Raw genomic sequence first — 19,193 nt, 5'->3', positions numbered from 1 at the left:
ATTTTCTGGACAGCTCCCACAAGACCAGTGTGCCCCCTGGACCACTGCGCGCAAGGCGGTGTTCAGGCGCGCAACCCTCGGTCGAAAGCGGCCACCAGGAAGGCGATCAGGTTCTCCGCCAGTTTGCCCGGATCCTCCACGTCCTCGGTGCCCGGCGCCCGGGTCAATGCCTGCGACTGGTGCAATGCGAGCAACCCCAGCATGTTCACGTAACCGAACGCCACCGACTCCGGCGCCGCTCTCGGCAACGCCGCCTGGAGCGCCTCGAGGTACCGCGCCTCGACCGGATCCGACTCCGCCGCATACAACTCCCGGATCCGCTGGCTCGGGTCGAACGCGACCCGGCCGATGAACCTGGCGACCACCGGCCCGCGCTCGCCACGGCGCAGTACGAGATCGAGGCCCGGCTCGATGAAGGCCCGGATCAGTTGCTCGGCGGTCGGCTGCCCCTTCGCCTCCAACTGGTCCAGCCGGCGCCGGCGCTCGGTGTTGACCGGCGCCATCGCGCGCGCCACCGCCGCCCTCAGCAGGGCCTCCTTCGAACCGAAGTGGTAGTTGACCGCCGCGATGTTCGCGGCGGCCGCGACCGTGATCGCCCGCAGCGACGTACCTTCGTAACCACCCTCGCCGAACCTCTGCTCGGCGATGTTGAGCAGCCTTTCCCGGGTTGATTCCACGGGTGTTTCCACAGAGTTCTCCTTCCCCCCAGCCACCGCTCGCTCAGGCACCCCACCTGCTCACGCGCCGTAGCCTGCAGTCAGCATAGTTCAAACGGACGTTTGAATGAGAGTGCTGGGAGCCGTTAATCTGTAAAGAAGCTCAGAAAACACGGGAATCCCGGCGTTTCCGCAGGTCATCAGCTTCCTTCAGGCCCCGAACCGGCCCCAACCACCACGGGGACTAGGGTCGTTGGCCATGACCACGCGAGAGGTACTGCGGATCGCACCGCGCTTCAGGGGTCCCGCCAAGTCAGGCAACGGGGGCTACGTCGCGGGCCAGGTCGGTACCGCGCTGGCGGCGGTTGCCGCCGACGGAACGGTCCCCCGAGTGCGGCTGATGGCGCCACCGCCGATGGAGGTCGACCTCGACCTGCTGGTCTCGTCGGACTCCGCCAGCTTGGCCGGCATCGAGGCACCTGTGGCCGAAGCGATCTCGGTCGCCGCGGACACCTTGGACCAAGCCACGGTCGACCCGGTCGGACCGGACGAGGCGCGCGCGGCGGAAGCGCAGTACAAGGGGCTCGTGAACCATCCCTTCCCGGGATGCTTCGTCTGCGGTCCCGAGAACACGGAAGGGCTGCGACTGCGACCCGGCCCTCTCGGTGACGGGCGAACCGCCTGCACGTGGCACCCGTCGACCGACCTGGCCGCCGACGACGGACTGGTCGATCCCGTGTTCCTCTGGGCGGCGCTGGACTGCCCCGGCGGCTGGGCGATCGACCTCGAAGGACGCCCGTCGGTACTTGGCCAGATGAGCGCCTGCATCGACGCCAGACCGCCCGCCGGCGAGGCCTGCGTGGTGATGGGCCGCATCCTCGGCGAAGACGGCCGCAAAACCCTCACCGCCAGCACCCTGTACGACTCCGACGGCCGAGTCCTGGCGCGAGCCCAACACACCTGGATCCTGGTCGACCCCGCACTGTTCATCTGAACCGCCCGGCACCGCACGACCGATCGCGCCGGGCCAGGCATCCAGCTATTCGCCGAACAGATAGACCGGAGCGTCATCGAGCTCGCCGCCTCGCCGGAAGTAGATCGGGTCGTCGAAGGTGGTCGGAACCTTGCCGAGGCCCTGGATCACCGTGGCAGTGCCCTTGGCGTGACCGACGGAATACAGGTAGGCCGTCCTGGTGTCCTTGTCGATGCCGAGCAGCAGCGTGCCGGTCGGCCCACACTGCTCTATCACCAAGGAGTCGAACGCCTGCCAGGTGGAGCGGCGCACAGCCTTCACCACAGGCTTCATCGGCGAGCTGATCGGGATACGAATGGTGTACAGCGCCCCGCCCTTGGTGGTCGCGAGGAAGGTGTCATAGGTGGCCGTCTGACTGATCAGGGCCATCGCCTTCACCGCCGAGAAGCCCGGGTACGACGCCTTCACGGTCCACCCGCGCAGGTCGATGTCCGACCACCGGAACAGCACACCGTCACTGCGAAGCCCGTACTGATTGGTCCGCACCGTGTGGTCCGGCCGGATCCAGGTGCTCGTCTCGAAGGCAACGAAGTTCCCCCAACCGCCGCCCACCAACCAACGCTCGACCGTGTCGGGGGCCAGCTTGCCGTCGCCATCGGTGAAGTAGCTGCTCCCGTACATCGTCGAGCCCAGCACCACCCAGCCGTAGACCCGCTCGCCGTAACCCTGTTGCACGTTGGGATCGACGACCATGTAGCCGCTCAGCCGAGCGAGGCCGTCGGGGTAGATATCAGCGTGCCGCCGGTGCTCGGTGACCGCGATGGGTTTCGTCGCGGTGATCGTGAACCCCCGGTGGTCGCCCCCAGCCGTCACGGCACCAGGAGAGACCTTGCATGCCGCGCTGGCGGCTCCGCCGGCGGTCGCAACCGTCGGTACAGCGTCCGCGGCTCCAGGCAGCATCAAGCCGGCAGTCACAAACGCCGCTGCACTGACAAGCCCGGTACTCCGCCTGACGTTCCTTCGCCCACCGTTCACGTCGCAACCTCTCCTGGACCGAGCTGCCCACCGTTGCGGACTCCAAGCCCCAGCAACCGATCCACTCAGCTAGATGCACCGACCTAGGCCGAAGTTGCAGCAATCCCCTTCAGCTGGAGGCGAGCGCCTGACGATGGCCGGCGGGGCGGCGTAGGCATCCGCCGGACGGCCAGCACTCAGTAAGCTCGCCGGCGGTCCGCGGATTGGGCGTTGTCAGGCGGCGCACGAGCAGCTCGAGTGCGATTGGTGAGTGCTAGCGGTCCGAAGTAGCAGGGGCTAGCGGGTGCGGGCGGCGTGGGCTCGGACTTTGGAGCGGTTGCCGCAGGTGGACATGGAGCACCAGCGGCGGCGGCCTCGGGGGTCCAGGAAGAGCCAGCCGCAGGCGTCGCCCGGGCAGAGGTGGACGTGGTCGCGGGATGCGCCGGTGAGCAGGTCCGCGGCGAGGAGAGCCAATTGGTCCAGGGGCAACCCCAGGTCCTCCGGGAGATCCCAGCCAGCTCCAAGACCCGGGCCGACAGCCGGTACTGCGGTGAGGCGGCGGCGCGCGGTGGCTCGTTCCACCGCGCGCGCTACTGCGTCGAACGAACCACCTGCGCCGGCGTCCGTCAGTACGTCGTACAGGTCGGCGCGAAACTCCAGGGTCGCGTCGAACCGGTGCGCCGCGTCCTTCGGTTTGACCGCGGCCTGCTCGATCAGCCGGAAGACGCTCGCGTCGGAGAGCAGGCCGACGTACCCGTTCCAGATCACGAACGCCTCGTACGACGTGAGCCACTCGCTCCGTGCGGGTTCTCGTCCGGCGAAGTCGGATCGGGTGTTCAGGAAGTCCAGCACCGGGTCCGCGCCGACCGGCTTGGGCAGCACGACGCCCTGCACCAGCTCGAGGTGTGACGGCAGCGCGGACACGGGATCAGCGGGCCGTCTGGGTCGGGACCGGGATGCTCACGGTCCCATTCTGCGGGATGACCACGAACTGGATCTTCGCCGTCACGCTCCCCTTCCCAGTGCTCTTCACGGCCGCCGCAGCTTTCCCCAGCTCTGCCATCAGTGGTCGAGCTCCTTGCCTTCGGTGAGCCGCCGGATGTCGGCGAGGGTCAGGTCGGCGGTGACCGCGACGTCACGCGGTACCGACGGATGCGAGCTGAGCGTACGGAGCCCCTGCTCGGCAGCCGCGACCGCCTTCTCGAGCGACCGGACCTCCCGCAGCAGCGCCTTCGTCTCGCTGTTCAGGTCGGCCACGGCCTGCTCTGCGAGGACGGCCCGGCGGTACCACGACCACGAGAACCAGACGGTTCCTACCAGCAGCACGATGACGGGAAGTCCGAGCCTGAACACCATGACTCCATGGGATCACGGGACGGCGTTCATCTGTCGGCGAAAACCGGTTGAATGCGGCCCGGCCGGGACGTAGGTTTTGAGTACACGTGAAGGGAGGTGGTCCAAAGCATGATGTGCTATCGGACTCGTGAGGTGGCGGCGGGCTAACCGCCAACCACTTATTCAGTGGGCAAGTGGCTAGTCATTCCGACGCCAGCCACCGGGCCCGCGGGTAGTCAGGAAAGTCCGCCTGACCCAGAGTTCGGCCACCCGGCCGTGTCTCCGGAAGCGCCCGCGGGTCTCTTTTTTTTGTCTTGATCCGGCACCCCGAGCTCACCCGGGTCTAGGGCTGGAGTCGCACCAGTCGCCAGGCGGCGTCCGCGCGGTAGTAGGCGAGGCGGTCGTGGAGCCGGCCGGTGCGGCCCTGCCAGAACTCGAACGCTTCCGGCCGGACCCGGTAGCCACCCCAGAAGTACGGCGCCGAGATCTCGGTACCCTCCGGCCACTGCCGCTCGTACGACGCGTACTGCAGGTCGAGCTCCTCCCGGGACTCCACCGGCTGGCTCTGCTGGGACGCCCAGGCGCCGAGCTGCGAACCCCGCGGACGGGACGCGAAGTACGCGTCGACCTCCTCGGTGGGGACCTTGCTCACGGTGCCCTCGACGCGGACCTGGCGCTCCATCGCGTGCCACGGGAAGACGAGTGCGCAGTACGGGTTCGCGGCGAGGTCGTCGGCCTTACGCGACTGCTGGTTGGTGAAGAAGACGAAGCCGCGCTCGTCGAGTCCCTTCAGCAGGACCGTCCGTGCCGAGGGCTTTCCGTCCGTGTCCGCGGTCGCGAGCACCATCGCGTTCGGCTCGGGCAGCCCGGCCTCGGTCGCCTGCGCGAGCCACAGGCCGAACTGCGCGATCGGGTCGGCGTCCACCTGGCTCTCGAGCAGTTCACCGAGGCCGTAGGTCTGCCGCATCTCTCCTAGATCCACGACAGCGAGCCTACGAGGTACAACCGCTTTCAGCGGCGCCTACCACCCCACGAGCGACCGAACCGGCTCCCCCGGAAGAGGCGCCAGACCTGTCCCCGCGCCAGCTTCCGTACTACGGCCTGCCGGCGCAGGCGTTGCCTGAACCGGGTCACGCGAGCCGGCGGCATGGTCGCGGTCTGCGTGGTGGGTGCAGGAGCGGGTGCGGTGATGTGCTGGTTGACCTCGGTGAGGTGCTCCTCGAAGACGGCTCGCCAGAGGAACTGCCTGAGCGCGACCTCCTGCGCCGCCGTACTGCTGCCATGCACCGACGCGGCCCACGAGGTGCCCATCGTCTCGGCGTCGAAGTCGTCGGCCCACGGGCGAGACTGGGTGAGCAGCGCCCCGATCGCATCACGGTCCGCGGCGTCGGCAACCCGCTTTACCTGTGCAGGTGCCCGCTTCGGGGTCGTCGGCGCAGCAGCCGGAACCGGTTTGAAGAAAGGGATATCGACCCATTGCGGTACCAGTTCGCGAATCAGCGCGCAGTGCAGCGCGTTCTCCATCCGCTGCGGCGGAGTCAGCGCGAACGCTCCCCGGACGAAGGCAGGAACCAGCAGTGGCGAGACCACCCCGGTGCGTTCACCGACTGTCCCCCAGCGACGCAACCGCTCCACCACGTAGAAGTAATCGAGCATCTTGGCGTCCTCGAAGCCGCCCTGGATAGCCTCGCGGAACACCTGCTCGATCTGCCCGGTGACCGCCGCACGGACCTGGTCGGCAGGACCTGCCGCCGGGACGAGTCGGGCCTGCAGCTTGTCGGCGAACCCTCGTACCTTGCCCTCGAGCGGGCGCGCGTCGAGCGTGAGCACGTCGCCCGGATAGAAGTGCCCGTGCGCGACCTCACCGCCCGCACCGCCGATCGCCAGATGGCTGACCCCGGCGAGATCACGAGGTGGCGCGTGGAACAAGTAGCTGGCCGAACGCAGCCCCTCGCCGTACCGGTGCCAGCGCTTGATCCGTTCCACCAACTCCGGTGCAGCGGCCGGCTTCGCAGGAGCAGCCGGTACTGCGGGCTGCCGCGTCCCGCCAGTGACGACGTGCTCCACCTCGTATGGCAGCGCAGCCACCAGTTGATCCGCCACCTGCACTTCACCAGGTACTGCGTCATAGCTGTTGAGGCGCAGGTCGACACCCGCGGACAGGAAGGCCGCTGCGACCACACGGGAGTCCCGGCCGCCACTGAGGTCCACCGTCGGAGTACCGGGCCACAGCCTTGCGACCGAGCGCGCCACGCCCCGCAAGGCTTCCGCTGTCTCTTCGACCACTCGTGGCGACAACTCGTCGCCAGTGGGGCCGGACCAGATGCTGGTGGCATCAGTGCGAGTGACAGTCCGCCGAGCCCGGCGACCCTCCATCACGATGCGGGTAGCTCCCGGGACAGCCAGAACCCTGTTGTAGGGCGTGGTGTCGGCCATGAACCAGCCACAGCCCGCTGCGAACCGCCAACCCCTGGCTGCGGCTTCGGCCGGGACATCGGCGAACAGGCAGGCCGCAGCCGGGCGGTTGCTCCACACCCAGCCGTCGGCCACCCGAAGCTGGAAGAGCCGGCCGACGCCGATCGAGTCCGTGAACAACTCCAGCCGCTCGTCCGCTGGGTCCAGCACTGTCAGGACGAACGGCGGCGCAAGGTCGAGCATGCGAGCAGGAGAAGCGATCACCGCCCGCGCGAGTGCAGTAGGCGCACGCTGCGGCGCCACCTCTCCGATGATGCTCTCGTAGCCGAGGGGTGCGTGCAGGCTGGCCACGCACAGGTTGTCGTCGTCGCGCCAGGCAGGCCAGAAGCAATCGGGCTCGCGACGGCTCCAGGTGTGCACACCCACCGTGGCCGCGTCGCAACCGTCGCGTCTTGCGGATTCTCCCCAGAGCTGCCCGTAGTGCGCTTCCACGCGTCTGACGCCGGCGGCCGCCCGCTCGGCGCCTACGAACCCGTCGAAGGCGTAGGCAACAAGTGTCTCCATGCCCACCAGATGCGGCGGGACGGAGGAAAGTTGCGAAGAACTACTGGCCGGGGATCGAGCGTAAACGCCGAACCGGTCACAGATCTGTCCGCGCGGCGAGGCGGAGAACTATGCTGCCTGAGCGCCTAAGGTCCGGGACAAGGGAGTCGCAGACGTATGTCAGATCCGAAAACCGAGGTTCAGCACGGTCTCGAGGGTGTGGTCGCGTTCGACACCCAGATCGCTGAGCCGGACAAGGAAGGTTCGGCGCTGCGCTACCGCGGCGTCGACATCGAGGATCTGGTCGGCCGGGTGCCGTTCGAGAACGTCTGGGGTCTGCTCGTCGACGGAGCCTTCACGCCCGGCCTGCCGCCGGCCGAACCGTTCCCGCTGCCCGTACACACTGGTGATGTCCGGGTCGATGTGCAGTCCGCGCTGGCGATGCTCGCCCCCGCCTGGGGGCTGCGGCCGCTCTACGACATCGACGACGTCCAGGCCCGTGACGACCTGTCCCGCGCCGCGGTGATGGCGCTGTCGTACGTCGCCCAGGCGGCTCGTGGCATCGGGCAACCAATGGTGCCGCAGCGTGAGGTGGACAAGGCGAACACGATCACCGAGCGGTTCATGATCCGCTGGCGCGGCGAGCCCGACCCCAAGCACGTCAAGGCGGTCGACGCGTACTGGACGTCCGCGGCCGAGCACGGCATGAACGCCTCCACCTTCACCGCCCGGGTGATCGCCTCCACCGGCGCCGACGTGGCCGCCGCGCTGTCCGGTGCGGTCGGCGCGATGTCCGGGCCGCTGCACGGTGGTGCGCCGGCCCGCGTCCTGACGATGATCGAGGGCGTCGAGAAGAGCGGTGACGCCCGGGCCTTCGTGAAGGGACTGCTGGACGGCGGCGAGCGCCTGATGGGATTCGGGCACCGCGTGTACCGCGCGGAGGACCCGCGCGCCCGCGTCCTTCGCCGTACTGCGCGTGAGCTGGACGCCCCGCGGTACGAGGTTGCCGAGGCGCTGGAGAAGGCTGCGCTGGCCGAGCTGCGCGAGCGCCGGCCGGACCGGGTGCTGGAGACGAACGTAGAGTTCTGGGCGGCGATCGTGCTCGACTTCGCCGAGGTCCCGCCGCCGATGTTCACCTCGATGTTCACCTGCGCGCGTACTGCGGGCTGGAGCGCCCACGTGCTCGAGCAGAAGCGCACCGGCCGCCTGATCCGCCCCTCCGCCATCTACTCCGGCCCGGCCACCCGCCCCGCCGACTCCATCGAAGGCTGGAACCCCTCCTGGGCCTGACCGTCTCGTTGCGTCCGAAGAAGTGAGGGTCCTGACCCACGGTCATTCGGACGTAAGGTTTCCGGGTGAGTCCTGACGCGAAGCGGAAGTCCGAGGATCTGCTGGTGATCTCGCCGGTGAAGGCGTTCACCTGTGCGGACTGCGGCAGTACCGAGGCGGACTTGATGCGACTCGAGGATGATGCTCCGCACTGCCTCGAGTGCGTTGATCTGGATCACCTGGTCTTCCTGCCGTCGGGCAACACCGCCCTGACTCGGCGGGCGCGCAAGGCGAGCGCCTTGTCGGCTGTGGTGGTCCGCTGGAGCCGGGCTCGCAAACGGTACGAGCGGCAAGGCGTGCTGGTTGAGCAACCCGCCCTCGAACTCGCCGAAGTGCAGTGTCTTGCCGACGAGGACGCCCGCGCGCGGCAGCGGGAGCGGGCACGCGGGAAGCGAGAGCTCGAGGATGTCGACTTCCAGCAGCGAATGGCTCTGGAGATCGCTCGGCTGTTCCCCCACTGCCCTGCCGACCGCGCCGAGGCGATCGCCAGGCACGCCGGGACACGCAGCAGTGGGCGCGTCGGCCGATCAGCCGCCGGCCGCGCGCTGGAGGAAAACGCGGTCACGCTCGCCGTCGTCGCCTCCGTCCGGCACCAGGACACGCCGTACGACGAACTGCTGATGGCGGGCGTCCCGCGATCAGAAGCACGCGATCAGATCCGCGTCGCCCTGGACGAAGTACTCGACCGTTGGCGTGGGTAGGGCACGTCAACGGCGGCTCTCGCTGGGTGGGCGGCCGGTGCGTTGTTTGTACTGGCGGCTGAAGTACGGGACGTCGGTGTAGCCGAGGGCGGCGGCGACCTGGGTGACGGTCATGCCGGTCTCGGTCAGGAGTTGGTGGGCTCTGTCGATCCTGGCCTGGATCAGGTACTGCGCCGGCGCCATGCCGTTCTGGGCGACGAACCGGCGGGTGAACTGGGCTCTGGACAGTGCAGTCCGCGCAGCCATCTCCGCGACGCTCCAGTCGCGGCCGGGGTCCTGCCGGATCACCTGTGCGACCTCCAGCACGGCCGTGTCATTCGCACTCTGCGGTGAGCTGTGCGCCGCCTCCCAGATCAAGCAGAGCAGCTGCTCGAGGCAGAGCGCGGCCTGCCGCATCCCTAACGGATCGCCCCGCCTGTACGCCGTATCGGAGCGCTGGGCGAGTGCGCCGAGCAGTACCCGGTCCGGCAGGTCAGCCCACCGCTGTTCCGGTACTACGCCCGCCGGGGTGACGTTGAAGTGCATTCCGAAGACCAGCAGACGGCGACGTGGATCGTGGCCGGCGGTGGGGGCGTCGCCCGGAGCGAAGACGGCGCAGGTGCCCGGGCCCAGCTCCCGGGTGGCGCCGTCGACCTCCAGGCGGCCGATGCCGTCGAGTACGCACCACAGCAGGTGATCCGGGAGCGGCCGCGACACCCAGGACCAGCTCGGCTCGCATCGCCAGAAGGTGGGCGGCGAGAGAAGGTGCAGGTCCAGCGGATCAGCCAGCACCGGTCGATGCGTCAAAAGCTCAAGTCCTTGCGTCGATCATCCGTGGCTCCGGGAGGTCCTGGATCGGAGAATTTCCTTGTCAGGTTCTCAGTATGCGCTGTCGCCGGATCGTGCCGGGCCGACCAGGGGAGACATCGGTGAGCGTTTCGTTCAAGCAGGAGTTCGACACCTCGGGGTACACGCTGGTCCGTGGACTGTTCGCGGCGGACGAGGTCGAGCGGCTCCGGGAGCACTACATGGTGCTGCGGCGACGGGATTCCTACCCGGGCGACGTGGTCGGCGTACAGGCCGACAGCCGGGACCCGCTGCGCCGGTACCCGCGGATGGCCCAGATGCACCGGTGGGACGAGGTGTCCCTGCAGTGGATGATCGACGACCGCCTGGACGAGGTGATGACCGCCTTGCTCGGCAGGTCGCCGTACGCGGTCCAGACGATGATCTACTTCAAGCCGCCGGGCTCTCGGGGCCAGGCGCTGCATCAGGACAACTTCTACCTGAAGGCGGAGCCGGGGACCTGCGTGGCGGCCTGGATGGCGCTCGACAAGGTGGACCGGGAGAACGGCTGCCTCGAGGTCGTGCCCGGCAGTCACCGCTGGCCGATCCTTTGCACGGAGAAGGCCGACACCAAGGTCAGCTTCACCGACGTGACAGTGCCGCTGCCGGAGCCCGACGCCGCAGTGCCGGTGGAGATGGAGCCGGGAGACGTCCTGTTCTTCCACGGAGCGCTCGTGCACGGCAGTGCGCCGAACGTGACGTCCGACCGGTTCCGGCGGGCGCTGATCGGCCACTACATCGAGGGCGAGGCCGAACAGGTCGCGGAGTACTACCACCCGGTCATCCGGATGGACGGCAGCGTGCTGGAACTCGGTGTGGCCGAGGGCGGCGGCGCGTGCGGCGAGTGGGTGACCACCGAGGACGGCCCGGTCGCGGTGATGACCGGCCAGGAGATGATCACCCGCAAGCACGAGTAGCCCGGTTGAGACCCGTCGGCCGGGGTCTGCGGGGATATGGAACACTGGGTGGTGCTGACAGCGTCGTCGGCAAGGATTTCCGCCAGACGACGAAGGGAACCGCTGGTGACCAGCGACATTCAGATCCCCGCAGAGCTCAAGCCCGCCGACGGCCGGTTCGGTGCCGGTCCCTCCAAGGTGCGCCCCGAGGCCGTGGCGGCCCTGGCGACCGAGGGCGCGAAGCTGCTCGGCACCTCGCACCGCCAGGCCCCGGTGAAGAACCTGGTGGCCCGCGTCCAGCAGGGTGTCACCGACCTCTTCCAGCTGCCTGACGGCTATCAGGTCGTGCTCGGCAACGGCGGCTCGACCGCGTTCTGGGACATCGCCACCTTCGGACTGATCCGGGAGAAGAGCCAGCACCTGAGCTTCGGGGAGTTCTCCTCGAAGTTCGCCAAGGCCTCCCAGCTTGCCCCGCACCTCGGTGAGCCGAGCGTGATCAAGTCCGAGCCGGGGACCCGCCCGGTCGCGGTCGCCGAGGCCGGCGTGGACCTGTACGCGTGGCCGCACAACGAGACTTCCACCGGCGTGATGGCGCCGGTCAAGCGGGTCGAGGGTGCTGACGAAGGCGCCCTGGTCGCGATCGACGCCACCTCGGGCGCCGGCGGTCTGCCGGTCGACCTCAACGAGGTCGACGTCTACTACTTCGCGCCGCAGAAGTGCTTCGCCTCCGACGGCGGGCTGTGGATCGCGCTGATGTCTCCGGCCGCGCTGGCCCGGGTCGAGGAGATCACCGCCTCCGGCCGATGGATCCCGGCGTTCCTGGATCTCGCCACCGCGATCGACAACTCCAGCAAGCACCAGACGTACAACACGCCGTCGCTGGCCACGCTCTTCCTGATGGCGGAGCAGACCGACTGGATCAACAGCCAGGGTGGCCTGGAGTGGAGCGTCGCGCGCACCAGCGACTCCAGCAACCGGCTCTACACCTGGGCCGAGAAGTCCGACTACGCGACCCCGTACGTCGAGGACGCCGACGCTCGGTCCCTCGTCATCGGCACCATCGACCTGGACGACTCCATCGACGCGGCCGCGGTCGCCAAGGTGCTGCGCGCCAATGGCATCGTCGACACCGAGCCCTACCGCAAGCTCGGCCGCAACCAGCTCCGCGTCGCCATGTTCCCCGCGGTCGACCCGGACGACGTCGAGAAGCTCACCCACGCCATCGACTTCACCGTCGACGCTCTCCGCTAAGCCCACCCCCCAAGCCAACAGCCGCCGCCCCGGAAGGCCGGCGGCTGTTGTGCTGCCTTAGCCGGAGCGGGTGGCCGGCGGCGGGTCAGGCGCGGCGGCGGCCGTGGGGGTTGGGTGGGCGTTGGCCGGTCAGGCGGGCGTTCTCGGCCATTCGGTCCAGGCGTTCGCGGCGGCCCGCCGGGAAGGTGACGAAGGTGATGATGATGGCGAGGAGAGCGGCGCCGATGACTATCCAGCGGAGGTTGTGGTTCTTTTTCGGCTCGGTGCTGCTGCCGGCGGCGTTGGCTTTGGGGGTTGGGGTGGTGGCCGGGGAAGATGCAGCGGTCTTCTTTACCGGGACCTGGAGCTGGTAGACGGCTGAGCTCGCGCCCTCGCTGCCGACGATGATGTCGTTGCCGGCTGGGCCCACTGCGATCGACTCGCTCTGTTTGGCGAGCACCGTGGCCTTGGCGACGACGGTGGGAGTCTTGGCCCACGCCACGTTCAGGACTTCCAGGTAGGTGCGCAGGACGACGCTCTTGCCGTCCGGCATGAACGTTCCGTCCGTGACCCCGGGCGGGGCGGCCGCCACCTTGGTCAGCTCGTTCGTTCCCTCGCGTGTCGCGCTCTCCGGTGCGGAGTAGAAGGCGGCCTTGCTCGAGGACTTCGTCACGAAGTACAGCCGCTTGGTGGACGGCTGGATCAGCAGCGTCTCGGCGTCGTGCGCGCCGTCGGGGTACTCGAAGTCGTACTGGTGGAACTTGACGCTGGCCTGGTCCTCCAAGGACGCCGGTTCCGGGATCGTGTAGACCTCGATCATGTCGCGGGTGGCCTCGCCGTCGCCGATGTCGGCGAGGTAGATCGTGCCGTCGGTGTCGACCGCGATCGCCTCGACGTCCGTGACGTCCGCGTTCAGCCGCAACTCCGCCTTGACCTCGCCGGTCCGGTCGATGCCGAACACCCGGGCGCTGTCACCGGAGTCGTTCACCGTCCACCAGATGCCGTCGTACTTCGCGCTCTTCGCCAACCCCGAGGACTCGTCGACCCGCTCGTCATCGATCGTGAACAACTTCTTCGGCGCCGGCGTCGGGTCCGCCTGCGTCGACGCGGAGTCAGCGGAGGCCGAGGCGACGGGGAGGGTGGCGCCGGCCAGACTGAGGAGCGTGACCGCGGTCACGGTCAGGACTTTGCGGAGCAAGGTCAGTACACCGCCTCGCGGTCGGGGTCGAGGACCAGCGCCGCCAGCCGTGGCTTGACCTGCCACTCACCGACGAGCGCCTCGTACTCCGCGCGCACCTCGGGCCCGGCCGTCGCGCCGGTCCGGGCGGCTCGGAGCAGGAGGTTGCGCGGCGTGTGCTCACTGTCCACGAACTGCACCACCTCTACCCGGTAACCGACTTGACGGAGCACCGCCGCCCTCAACGAATCCGTGAGCACGTCGGCGAATCGCTCCCGAACGATGCCATACCTGGTGAGAAGCGCGTAAGGCGGCGGTGGTTCGACGCTCTTGAGCTGTTTCTGGATGTCATGGTGGCAGCACGGTGCCGCGAGGATCAGCGGCGCCTCCCAGCCGACCGCCCGGGCCAGCGCGTCGTCGGTCGCCGTGTCGCATGCGTGCAGCGCCAGAACCACGTCCGGCGGGGTGTCGAGCCGGGCGTCCTCGATGGTCGCGTCGACGAACCGCAGGTGGTCCTGCCACCCGAGCGCCGCCACCCGCTTGCTGTTCCGCTCGCGCGCGGCCGGGGTGCGATCGATTCCCGTCATCCGGATGTCGTGCCCGGCCGAGGTCAGCAGGTGGTACGCCGCCAGCGTGAGGTAGGCGTTCCCACAGCCGAGATCGACCACCTGCAACGGCCGCCCGGCCGGAATCCGGCCAGCCGCCAGTGCCTCCTCCAACGCCGGCGCCAGCAGCTTGCAGAACTCGTCGATCTGCTTGTACTTCGACTGCCGGGATGGCTTCACCCGTCCGTTGTGGTCGCTGATCCCCAACTCGATAAGGAAAGGAGCCGCCGGATCCAGCGCCCGCTGCTTGACCCGGTCATGCCCGGTCCGCTGCTCCCGCTGAGCTCTCTCCCGACTCAGCAGCACCTTGCCCTTCTTCGTGAACCGCAGCCGCAGAGTCTCCTCAGTCGTCTCCACATGCCAGTTCCCGTACGGCACCCGCAGCAACTCACCCACCGCCTGCTCGACCGCATCCCCGACGCTGAGGTTGCGGATGTGGGCCTGGCGGTCGTCGTACTCGGTCAGTTGGAGGTGGCGGGTGCCCTTGAGGTCGACATAGCGGAGCTCGACTCGCTGGTACTGCGGGGCTTCCGCGCCCCGGCGGCGGCCTGATCCGATCGCGCGGACCAGCGAGCCCGGCTCGAGCAGAGCGGCGCGAATCGCAGACCACGCCCCGGACTCGTCGTCCACCGGGCTTGTCTGCTCCTCAACGTCTTGCTCTGCCTGCATCGCGCCATTGTCGCCGACCTCTCCACCGCATCACAAAACGGTCTCGCTCTCCCACTCACAGTCACCACCCTCCGCCGCCGTCGATCGAGGACCGCTCACTGGAGTTTCTCGTCGTCGGCCAGGAGGTTGAGGGCCCTGAGGCGGGTCTCGATGCCACCTGGTTGGCGGCCCAGGGCGGCCACCAGTTCATCCTTGGTGGCGTCCTCGTTGAACATGCGGGTGAGGAGCTCCTCCTGATCGGTGGTCCAGGCGCGGTAGGCGTTGGGATGGGTCTTCCGGGCTTCCTCGATCCGCCGGCCGAAGGAGCGGTTGGACAGGAGCTCCAGCGAGCGGATACGGGTCTGACGGTGGCGGCCCACCTCCTCACCCTCGCGCCAGAAGACGACCACGCCTTCGTCGAACGTCATCAGATCGGCCGGGACGTCGCAGTAGTCGGCGTCCTCGAGCATCACCCGGACCATGTGTCTCTCCACTTCGCTTGACGGGCCGCACGGTCCCTGCGACCGCGTCCTGATCCCTTCTCACCACACAAGATGCCGAGTTCGCTGCCGGTTCCCGCGCTGAGTTGGCTCGCTGTGGATAACCCAGCAACCCAAGCACAGATTGCACAATCCGTTTGCAAAGACTCTTTGCAAACGGATTGTGCAGTTGTAGTCTCGCTGTCATGAGCGATCAGGAGCAGCAGCCGAAGCCGGCAGACCCGAGCCCCGCGCCGAGCACGTCGGAAGGGCCGAACAAGTCGGTGCGACTGGACGCGCAGTTGCTGCGGGCGCTGGCCCATCCGATGCGGAACCGGATCCTGGGCCTGCTCCGGCTCTACGGTCCCGCGACAGCGACCACCTTGGCCGACCGATTGGCGGTGAACACGGGCGCCACCAGCTACCACCTGCGGCAGCTCGCCGAGGCCGGGCTGGTCGTCGAGGACGACAGTCGCGGGAACGCCCGGGACCGCTGGTGGAAGTCGGCTCACCAGGGCACGGACTTCGACAAGAGCGAGTTGCTGGCGGAGGAGCCGGAGCTCGCGCTCGGGTTCCTGCACGGGATCGGTCAGATGTACGCGGAGAACATGTTCCGCGCGATCGACAACCTGCAGACCATGACGCCGGAGTGGCGCGAGGCCAGCCTCATCTCGGACTACCTGTTCCAGCTCAGGCCCGACGAGCTGATGGCGATGATGACCGAGATCAGGGCCGTGCTGGAGAAGTACAGCACCGACCTGACCGCACCGCTGCCCGATGGCGCCGAGCAGGTCTCCGTCCAGATCCAGGCCTACCCCCGGGAGACCCGATGAGCCCCACAAGCTCAGCGGTACAGCCCACAGCAACCACCGGTACGCCGTACCGGGTGCCGCTGGTCGCGTTCCTGGTGGCGAACGTGGTGTCGATCTGCGGGACCCGGGTGAGCGCGATCGCGATCCCCTGGTTCGTGCTCGTGTCCACCGGCTCCCCCGTGAAGATGGGCCTTGTCGCGGCGGCCGAGACGTTGCCGCTGGTGATCTCCAAGGCATTCGGCGGCCCGTTGATCGACCGCCTCGGCGGACGCCTGGTCAGCGTTGGAGCCGACATCTGCAGCGCGGTGGTCGTCGGCCTGATCCCCCTGCTTCACCTGCTCGGTGCGTTGCCCTTCAGCACGCTGCTTGTCCTGGTGGCCATCGCGGGCGCTCTGCGCGGACCGGGGGACGCCGCCAAGGGCACGCTGATCCCGGACATCGCCGACGCCGCAAATGCGCCACTGGAACGCGTGACCGGCTTGGAGAGCACCACGGAACGCTTTGCCGGCTTCATCGCCTTCCTACTGGCCGGCGGGCTGATCTCGCTGGTCGGCGCGGCGAACGCGCTCTGGATCGACGCCGCCTCGTTCGCCATCTGCGCCGTGCTGATCGCCTGGTGGGTACCGCGCCGCAGTACTGCGGTCGCCGCGGCTCAGGCCGACCAAGAGGATCAGGGCACCTACCTGCAGCAGTTGAGGACGGGTTGGCGCTTCCTCTCCCGGGACAAGCTGCTCCGGCCGCTGGTGCTGATGATCTCGGTGACGAACCTGCTCGACGCGGCCAGCTTCGCCGTACTGCTGCCTCTCTGGGTGCACGAGCACGGCCACGGGCCAGCTCAGACCACGTTGGTGCTGACGGTGTTCTCGGTCACAGCGACCTTGTTCGCCCTGCTGGCGGCCTCGATCGGCGAGCGGATCCCGCGGCGGCTGGCGTTCACGCTCAGCTTCCTGGTCTGCGGCGCGCCGCGGTTCATCGTGCTCGCGCTGGACCTGCCGCTGTGGGTGATCCTGCTGGCCTTCGCGACCAGTGGTGTCGGCGCCGGGTTCATCAACCCGATCCTCGGCGCGCTCTTCATCGAGCGGATTCCCCGGCACATGCTCGGCCGGGTCGACTCGCTCGCCGGCGCACTCGGCTGGGCCGGTATCCCGCTGGGTGGCGTGCTCGCCGGCGCGACCGTCGCCGGCCTCGGTCTGGCCCCCGCACTGGCGATCGCAGGCGTTTTGTACTTCGTCGCCACCCTCTCTCCCGTCCTGATGGGTAGAACCGAGAACTGGGGTGGCCGCGGAAGCACAGCCCCTAAGCAGGATCTCCCGGGTCCTCAGGAAAAGGCGGACTGTCAGGATCTGGTGGCAGTCCCCACATCGTCGGCTTCGTAGTCACCGGAGTCGCCTCGCGACGCAGGCGCTCCCGCTCCGCCCCCAGCAACCCGAGCAGCACCAGGTCCAGCGTCATCCCGCCGACGGCCGCGAACTGCGTCCCCGCGAACTGGAAGACCTGGGTGACCAGCAGCGACACCAGCACGGCCAACTCGAACAGCCGCACCGCCCGAGCCCGGTCGCCGTGTCGGAGCCGCAGCCAACCCCGCAAGGTGAAGGTGGCCGACAACAAGCTCCCCGCGGCCACTCCGAGCACAGGGATATCGTTCACGAGCCCGCCGTCGTCCAGCCGGATCCCGGCTGCGATCAAGGGAGCCCCGATCGCCTGCACCACCAGTACTCCGACGGCGATGCGCGGCGCGAGCGGATGGGTGGCGAGCCGGTCGAACCCACGCTGCACGGCACGCCAGGCGGTATCGACCGGAGCGGCCAGTTCCACCTCGTCCGCAGGACAGGCGGCCAGGAGGCCCCGGGTCTCCATCCGCGCCCGCACGTCCGGCCCGACCAGGCGGAGTTGCTCCGAGGCTCCCGCCAGGCGACGCCGGGACAGCCCACCGGCGACACCCTCGACCGCGATGTCGACCACGTTCGACAGGATCTCGCGCTGGTCGATCGGCCGCCGGTTGGTGACGTACCGGGAGCCGAGCACGATCAGCACGAACACGACGTACACGATCGCCGCGGTGGGTTGGTAGAAGTAGTTGTTGTCCGAGGTGACGAACTTGCCGACCTCGTCGATGAACAGCCCGAACCCGACACCACCCACCAGGGCGGCGGCCGGCCGCACGACGGGTCCGACGTACGCGAGCAGCAGGTAGATCGACAGCAGCATCAGCAGGCCGCCGGGCAGTACGTGCGCGATGTGCAGGCCCTTGCCGCCGATCTGCGGGTAACCGCTCAACCCGAGGATCAGCCGGGTGATCAGGACCGTCGAGACGCCCGACACCACGAAGGTGGTCAGGTGCTCGCCGACGCGCACGTTGCGCACCAGGCCGGCCCGCAGCAGGTACGGCGACCGCGTGCCCGAGGTATCCATGACGCGCAACGTTAGCGCTCGAGGGTGCCGTCCTCGACTTCTCGAATACTGAAAGCTAAAGTCCAATTAACGGAAAGTAAGGAGCGCAGAGCCGTATGACTCAGCCGGCCCAGGGCGTTCAGACCGTCACCAGGGCACTCGAGCTGCTCGATCGCATCGCGGACCACGGCGAACCCGTCACCGTCAGCTCGCTCGCCACCGAGTCCGGCCTGCCGCTACCCACCGCTCATCGGCTGCTCAAGACGCTGGTGGCGCTCGGGTACGTACGCCAGCTTCCCTCTCGCCGCTACTCGCTCGGCCCACGGTTGATCAGGCTCGGCGAGCACGCCGGCCGCGCGCTCGGCGCCGCCGCCCATCCCTTCCTGACCCGGCTGGTCGACAGCACCGGCGAGACGGCCAACCTGGCGATGCGCGAGTCCGACATGGTCGTGTACGTCGCGCAGGTGCCGTCGCGGCACGCGATGCGCATGTTCACCGAGATCGGCCGGCGGGTGCTGCCGCACTGCACCGGCGTCGGCAAGGCGATGCTGTCCCAGTTGCCCGACGACGAGGTGAAGTCGCTGGTGCAACGCACCGGGATGCCCGCGCTGACGGATCGCACGATCACCGACCTGGGCGCGCTGCTCGCAGACCTCGAGCTGATCCGAGCCCGTGGCTGGGCCGAGGACAACGGCGAGCAGGAGATCGGGGTCCGCTGCCTCGCGGTTCCCGTGCTCGGCACCGGCATCGCGGCCGCCCTGTCGGTCTCCGGACCCGAGGCCCGGATCACCCCCGAGGCCGGGAGGCGGATCGGCCCGGCGCTGATCGAGATCGCGGCCGAGTTCGCCGAGTCCGTCAACACCATCGAAGCCTGACCGTTCCCCCGGTACCGAGGCCGCCGCGCCGCCGCGACCACACCGGTACTCCAACGTCTTGAAACGATCCATGAATACGAATGCACTGCGGTATTGCGCAACGTCCATGAGCGGCTTAATCTCTCGCTTAGTGCAACTCCAGTTTCCACTGAGTGGTAAGTCCTGGAGGCAGCAATGCCCAACGAATCGGTCACCCGCCAGACTTCGTTCGACCTCGCGCGGCCTTTCCCGAGCGGTTAGAGCCGCCTGCTCCGCCCCGATCTGACGAGCGCCAGATCCGCTCGCCGGG

General features: G+C 68.4%; 20 protein-coding genes. 8 read left to right on the top strand and 12 right to left on the bottom strand.

What is annotated here, in order from left to right:
- Positions 1 to 62 precede the first annotated feature (62 nt).
- On the bottom strand, positions 63 to 689 hold the full coding sequence (locus ACFPJ1_RS27785) for a TetR family transcriptional regulator (RefSeq protein WP_380108332.1): 627 nt from the start codon (positions 687 to 689) through the stop codon (positions 63 to 65).
- Between the two features lie 226 nt (positions 690 to 915).
- Here ACFPJ1_RS27785 and ACFPJ1_RS27780 point away from each other — a divergent pair, with 226 nt between their 5' ends.
- Positions 916 to 1,650 carry a hypothetical protein gene (locus tag ACFPJ1_RS27780; RefSeq protein ID WP_380108331.1) on the top strand — a complete coding sequence of 245 codons (735 nt, stop codon included), beginning with the start codon at positions 916 to 918 and terminating at the stop codon, positions 1,648 to 1,650.
- Between the two features lie 45 nt (positions 1,651 to 1,695).
- Here ACFPJ1_RS27780 and ACFPJ1_RS27775 read toward each other — a convergent pair whose 3' ends face one another.
- From ACFPJ1_RS27775 to ACFPJ1_RS27750, 6 genes are all read right to left on the bottom strand, one after another.
- On the bottom strand, positions 1,696 to 2,502 hold the full coding sequence (locus ACFPJ1_RS27775) for a hypothetical protein (protein WP_380108329.1): 807 nt from the start codon (positions 2,500 to 2,502) through the stop codon (positions 1,696 to 1,698).
- Positions 2,503 to 2,940: 438 nt separating this feature from the next.
- Positions 2,941 to 3,567 carry a CGNR zinc finger domain-containing protein gene (locus tag ACFPJ1_RS27770; RefSeq protein WP_380108327.1) on the bottom strand — a complete coding sequence of 209 codons (627 nt, stop codon included), beginning with the start codon at positions 3,565 to 3,567 and terminating at the stop codon, positions 2,941 to 2,943.
- A 4-nt stretch (positions 3,568 to 3,571) separates the two neighbouring features.
- Positions 3,572 to 3,706, bottom strand: a complete 135-nt coding sequence (locus tag ACFPJ1_RS27765; RefSeq protein ID WP_380108326.1) for a hypothetical protein — start codon at positions 3,704 to 3,706, stop codon at positions 3,572 to 3,574.
- A complete protein-coding gene (locus ACFPJ1_RS27760; protein ID WP_380108324.1) occupies positions 3,706 to 3,999 on the bottom strand; it encodes a hypothetical protein in 294 nt (97 codons plus the stop codon). The genes ACFPJ1_RS27765 and ACFPJ1_RS27760 overlap by 1 nt, the downstream gene beginning before the upstream one ends.
- 322 nt (positions 4,000 to 4,321) lie before the next feature.
- Positions 4,322 to 4,945 (bottom strand): pyridoxamine 5'-phosphate oxidase, encoded by a 624-nt coding sequence (gene pdxH, locus ACFPJ1_RS27755; protein WP_380108452.1) that lies wholly within the window; start codon positions 4,943 to 4,945, stop codon positions 4,322 to 4,324.
- A gap of 44 nt (positions 4,946 to 4,989) precedes the next feature.
- On the bottom strand, positions 4,990 to 6,957 hold the full coding sequence (locus ACFPJ1_RS27750; protein ID WP_380108322.1) for a hypothetical protein: 1,968 nt from the start codon (positions 6,955 to 6,957) through the stop codon (positions 4,990 to 4,992).
- Positions 6,958 to 7,113: 156 nt separating this feature from the next.
- Between ACFPJ1_RS27750 and ACFPJ1_RS27745 the strand changes: the two genes are divergently transcribed.
- Together ACFPJ1_RS27745 and ACFPJ1_RS27740 are read left to right on the top strand one after the other, a co-directional pair.
- Positions 7,114 to 8,226 (top strand): citrate synthase 2, encoded by a 1,113-nt coding sequence (locus tag ACFPJ1_RS27745; protein WP_380108321.1) that lies wholly within the window; start codon positions 7,114 to 7,116, stop codon positions 8,224 to 8,226.
- Between the two features lie 65 nt (positions 8,227 to 8,291).
- Complete coding sequence (locus ACFPJ1_RS27740; RefSeq protein WP_380108319.1) at positions 8,292 to 8,966, top strand: DUF2293 domain-containing protein; 675 nt, start codon at positions 8,292 to 8,294, stop codon at positions 8,964 to 8,966.
- Between the two features lie 6 nt (positions 8,967 to 8,972).
- Here the strand turns inward: ACFPJ1_RS27740 and ACFPJ1_RS27735 are convergent, their stop codons facing one another.
- On the bottom strand, positions 8,973 to 9,752 hold the full coding sequence (locus ACFPJ1_RS27735; RefSeq protein WP_380108317.1) for an AraC family transcriptional regulator: 780 nt from the start codon (positions 9,750 to 9,752) through the stop codon (positions 8,973 to 8,975).
- Between the two features lie 122 nt (positions 9,753 to 9,874).
- Here ACFPJ1_RS27735 and ACFPJ1_RS27730 point away from each other — a divergent pair, with 122 nt between their 5' ends.
- Together ACFPJ1_RS27730 and serC are read left to right on the top strand one after the other, a co-directional pair.
- Positions 9,875 to 10,708, top strand: coding sequence for a phytanoyl-CoA dioxygenase family protein (locus tag ACFPJ1_RS27730; protein WP_380108315.1), 834 nt, complete (start codon positions 9,875 to 9,877; stop codon positions 10,706 to 10,708).
- A gap of 105 nt (positions 10,709 to 10,813) precedes the next feature.
- The gene (gene serC, locus ACFPJ1_RS27725; protein WP_380108313.1) at positions 10,814 to 11,938 is read left to right on the top strand and encodes a phosphoserine transaminase; all 1,125 of its coding nucleotides are present in this window, start codon (positions 10,814 to 10,816) and stop codon (positions 11,936 to 11,938) included.
- Between the two features lie 85 nt (positions 11,939 to 12,023).
- Here serC and ACFPJ1_RS27720 read toward each other — a convergent pair whose 3' ends face one another.
- The 3 genes from ACFPJ1_RS27720 to ACFPJ1_RS27710 all read right to left on the bottom strand — a co-directional run bounded on the left by ACFPJ1_RS27720 (position 12,024) and on the right by ACFPJ1_RS27710 (position 14,829).
- Positions 12,024 to 13,094: a hypothetical protein gene (locus ACFPJ1_RS27720; RefSeq protein WP_380108311.1), complete on the bottom strand. Its 1,071-nt coding sequence runs from the start codon at positions 13,092 to 13,094 to the stop codon at positions 12,024 to 12,026.
- A 23-nt stretch (positions 13,095 to 13,117) separates the two neighbouring features.
- Positions 13,118 to 14,368 carry a class I SAM-dependent methyltransferase gene (locus ACFPJ1_RS27715; protein ID WP_380108309.1) on the bottom strand — a complete coding sequence of 417 codons (1,251 nt, stop codon included), beginning with the start codon at positions 14,366 to 14,368 and terminating at the stop codon, positions 13,118 to 13,120.
- A gap of 95 nt (positions 14,369 to 14,463) precedes the next feature.
- The gene (locus ACFPJ1_RS27710; RefSeq protein ID WP_380108307.1) at positions 14,464 to 14,829 is read right to left on the bottom strand and encodes a hypothetical protein; all 366 of its coding nucleotides are present in this window, start codon (positions 14,827 to 14,829) and stop codon (positions 14,464 to 14,466) included.
- 203 nt (positions 14,830 to 15,032) lie between these two features.
- On the opposite strand from ACFPJ1_RS27710, the gene ACFPJ1_RS27705 reads away from it, so the two are divergent.
- Positions 15,033 to 15,659 carry an ArsR/SmtB family transcription factor gene (locus ACFPJ1_RS27705; protein WP_380108305.1) on the top strand — a complete coding sequence of 209 codons (627 nt, stop codon included), beginning with the start codon at positions 15,033 to 15,035 and terminating at the stop codon, positions 15,657 to 15,659.
- Positions 15,656 to 17,014, top strand: a complete 1,359-nt coding sequence (locus tag ACFPJ1_RS27700) for an MFS transporter (protein ID WP_380108303.1) — start codon at positions 15,656 to 15,658, stop codon at positions 17,012 to 17,014. The genes ACFPJ1_RS27705 and ACFPJ1_RS27700 overlap by 4 nt, the downstream gene beginning before the upstream one ends.
- Here the strand turns inward: ACFPJ1_RS27700 and ACFPJ1_RS27695 are convergent.
- On the bottom strand, positions 16,935 to 18,050 hold the full coding sequence (locus ACFPJ1_RS27695) for a hypothetical protein (RefSeq protein WP_380108301.1): 1,116 nt from the start codon (positions 18,048 to 18,050) through the stop codon (positions 16,935 to 16,937). The genes ACFPJ1_RS27700 and ACFPJ1_RS27695 overlap by 80 nt on opposite strands.
- A gap of 95 nt (positions 18,051 to 18,145) precedes the next feature.
- Here ACFPJ1_RS27695 and ACFPJ1_RS27690 point away from each other — a divergent pair, with 95 nt between their 5' ends.
- Positions 18,146 to 18,904, top strand: coding sequence for an IclR family transcriptional regulator (locus tag ACFPJ1_RS27690; protein WP_380108299.1), 759 nt, complete (start codon positions 18,146 to 18,148; stop codon positions 18,902 to 18,904).
- Positions 18,905 to 19,193 lie beyond the last annotated feature (289 nt).

Origin of the sequence: Kribbella qitaiheensis (assembly GCF_042657745.1) — a bacterium.
GTDB lineage: Bacteria > Actinomycetota > Actinomycetes > Propionibacteriales > Kribbellaceae > Kribbella > Kribbella qitaiheensis.
This window is presented reverse-complemented; position numbering and strand designations above follow the sequence as displayed.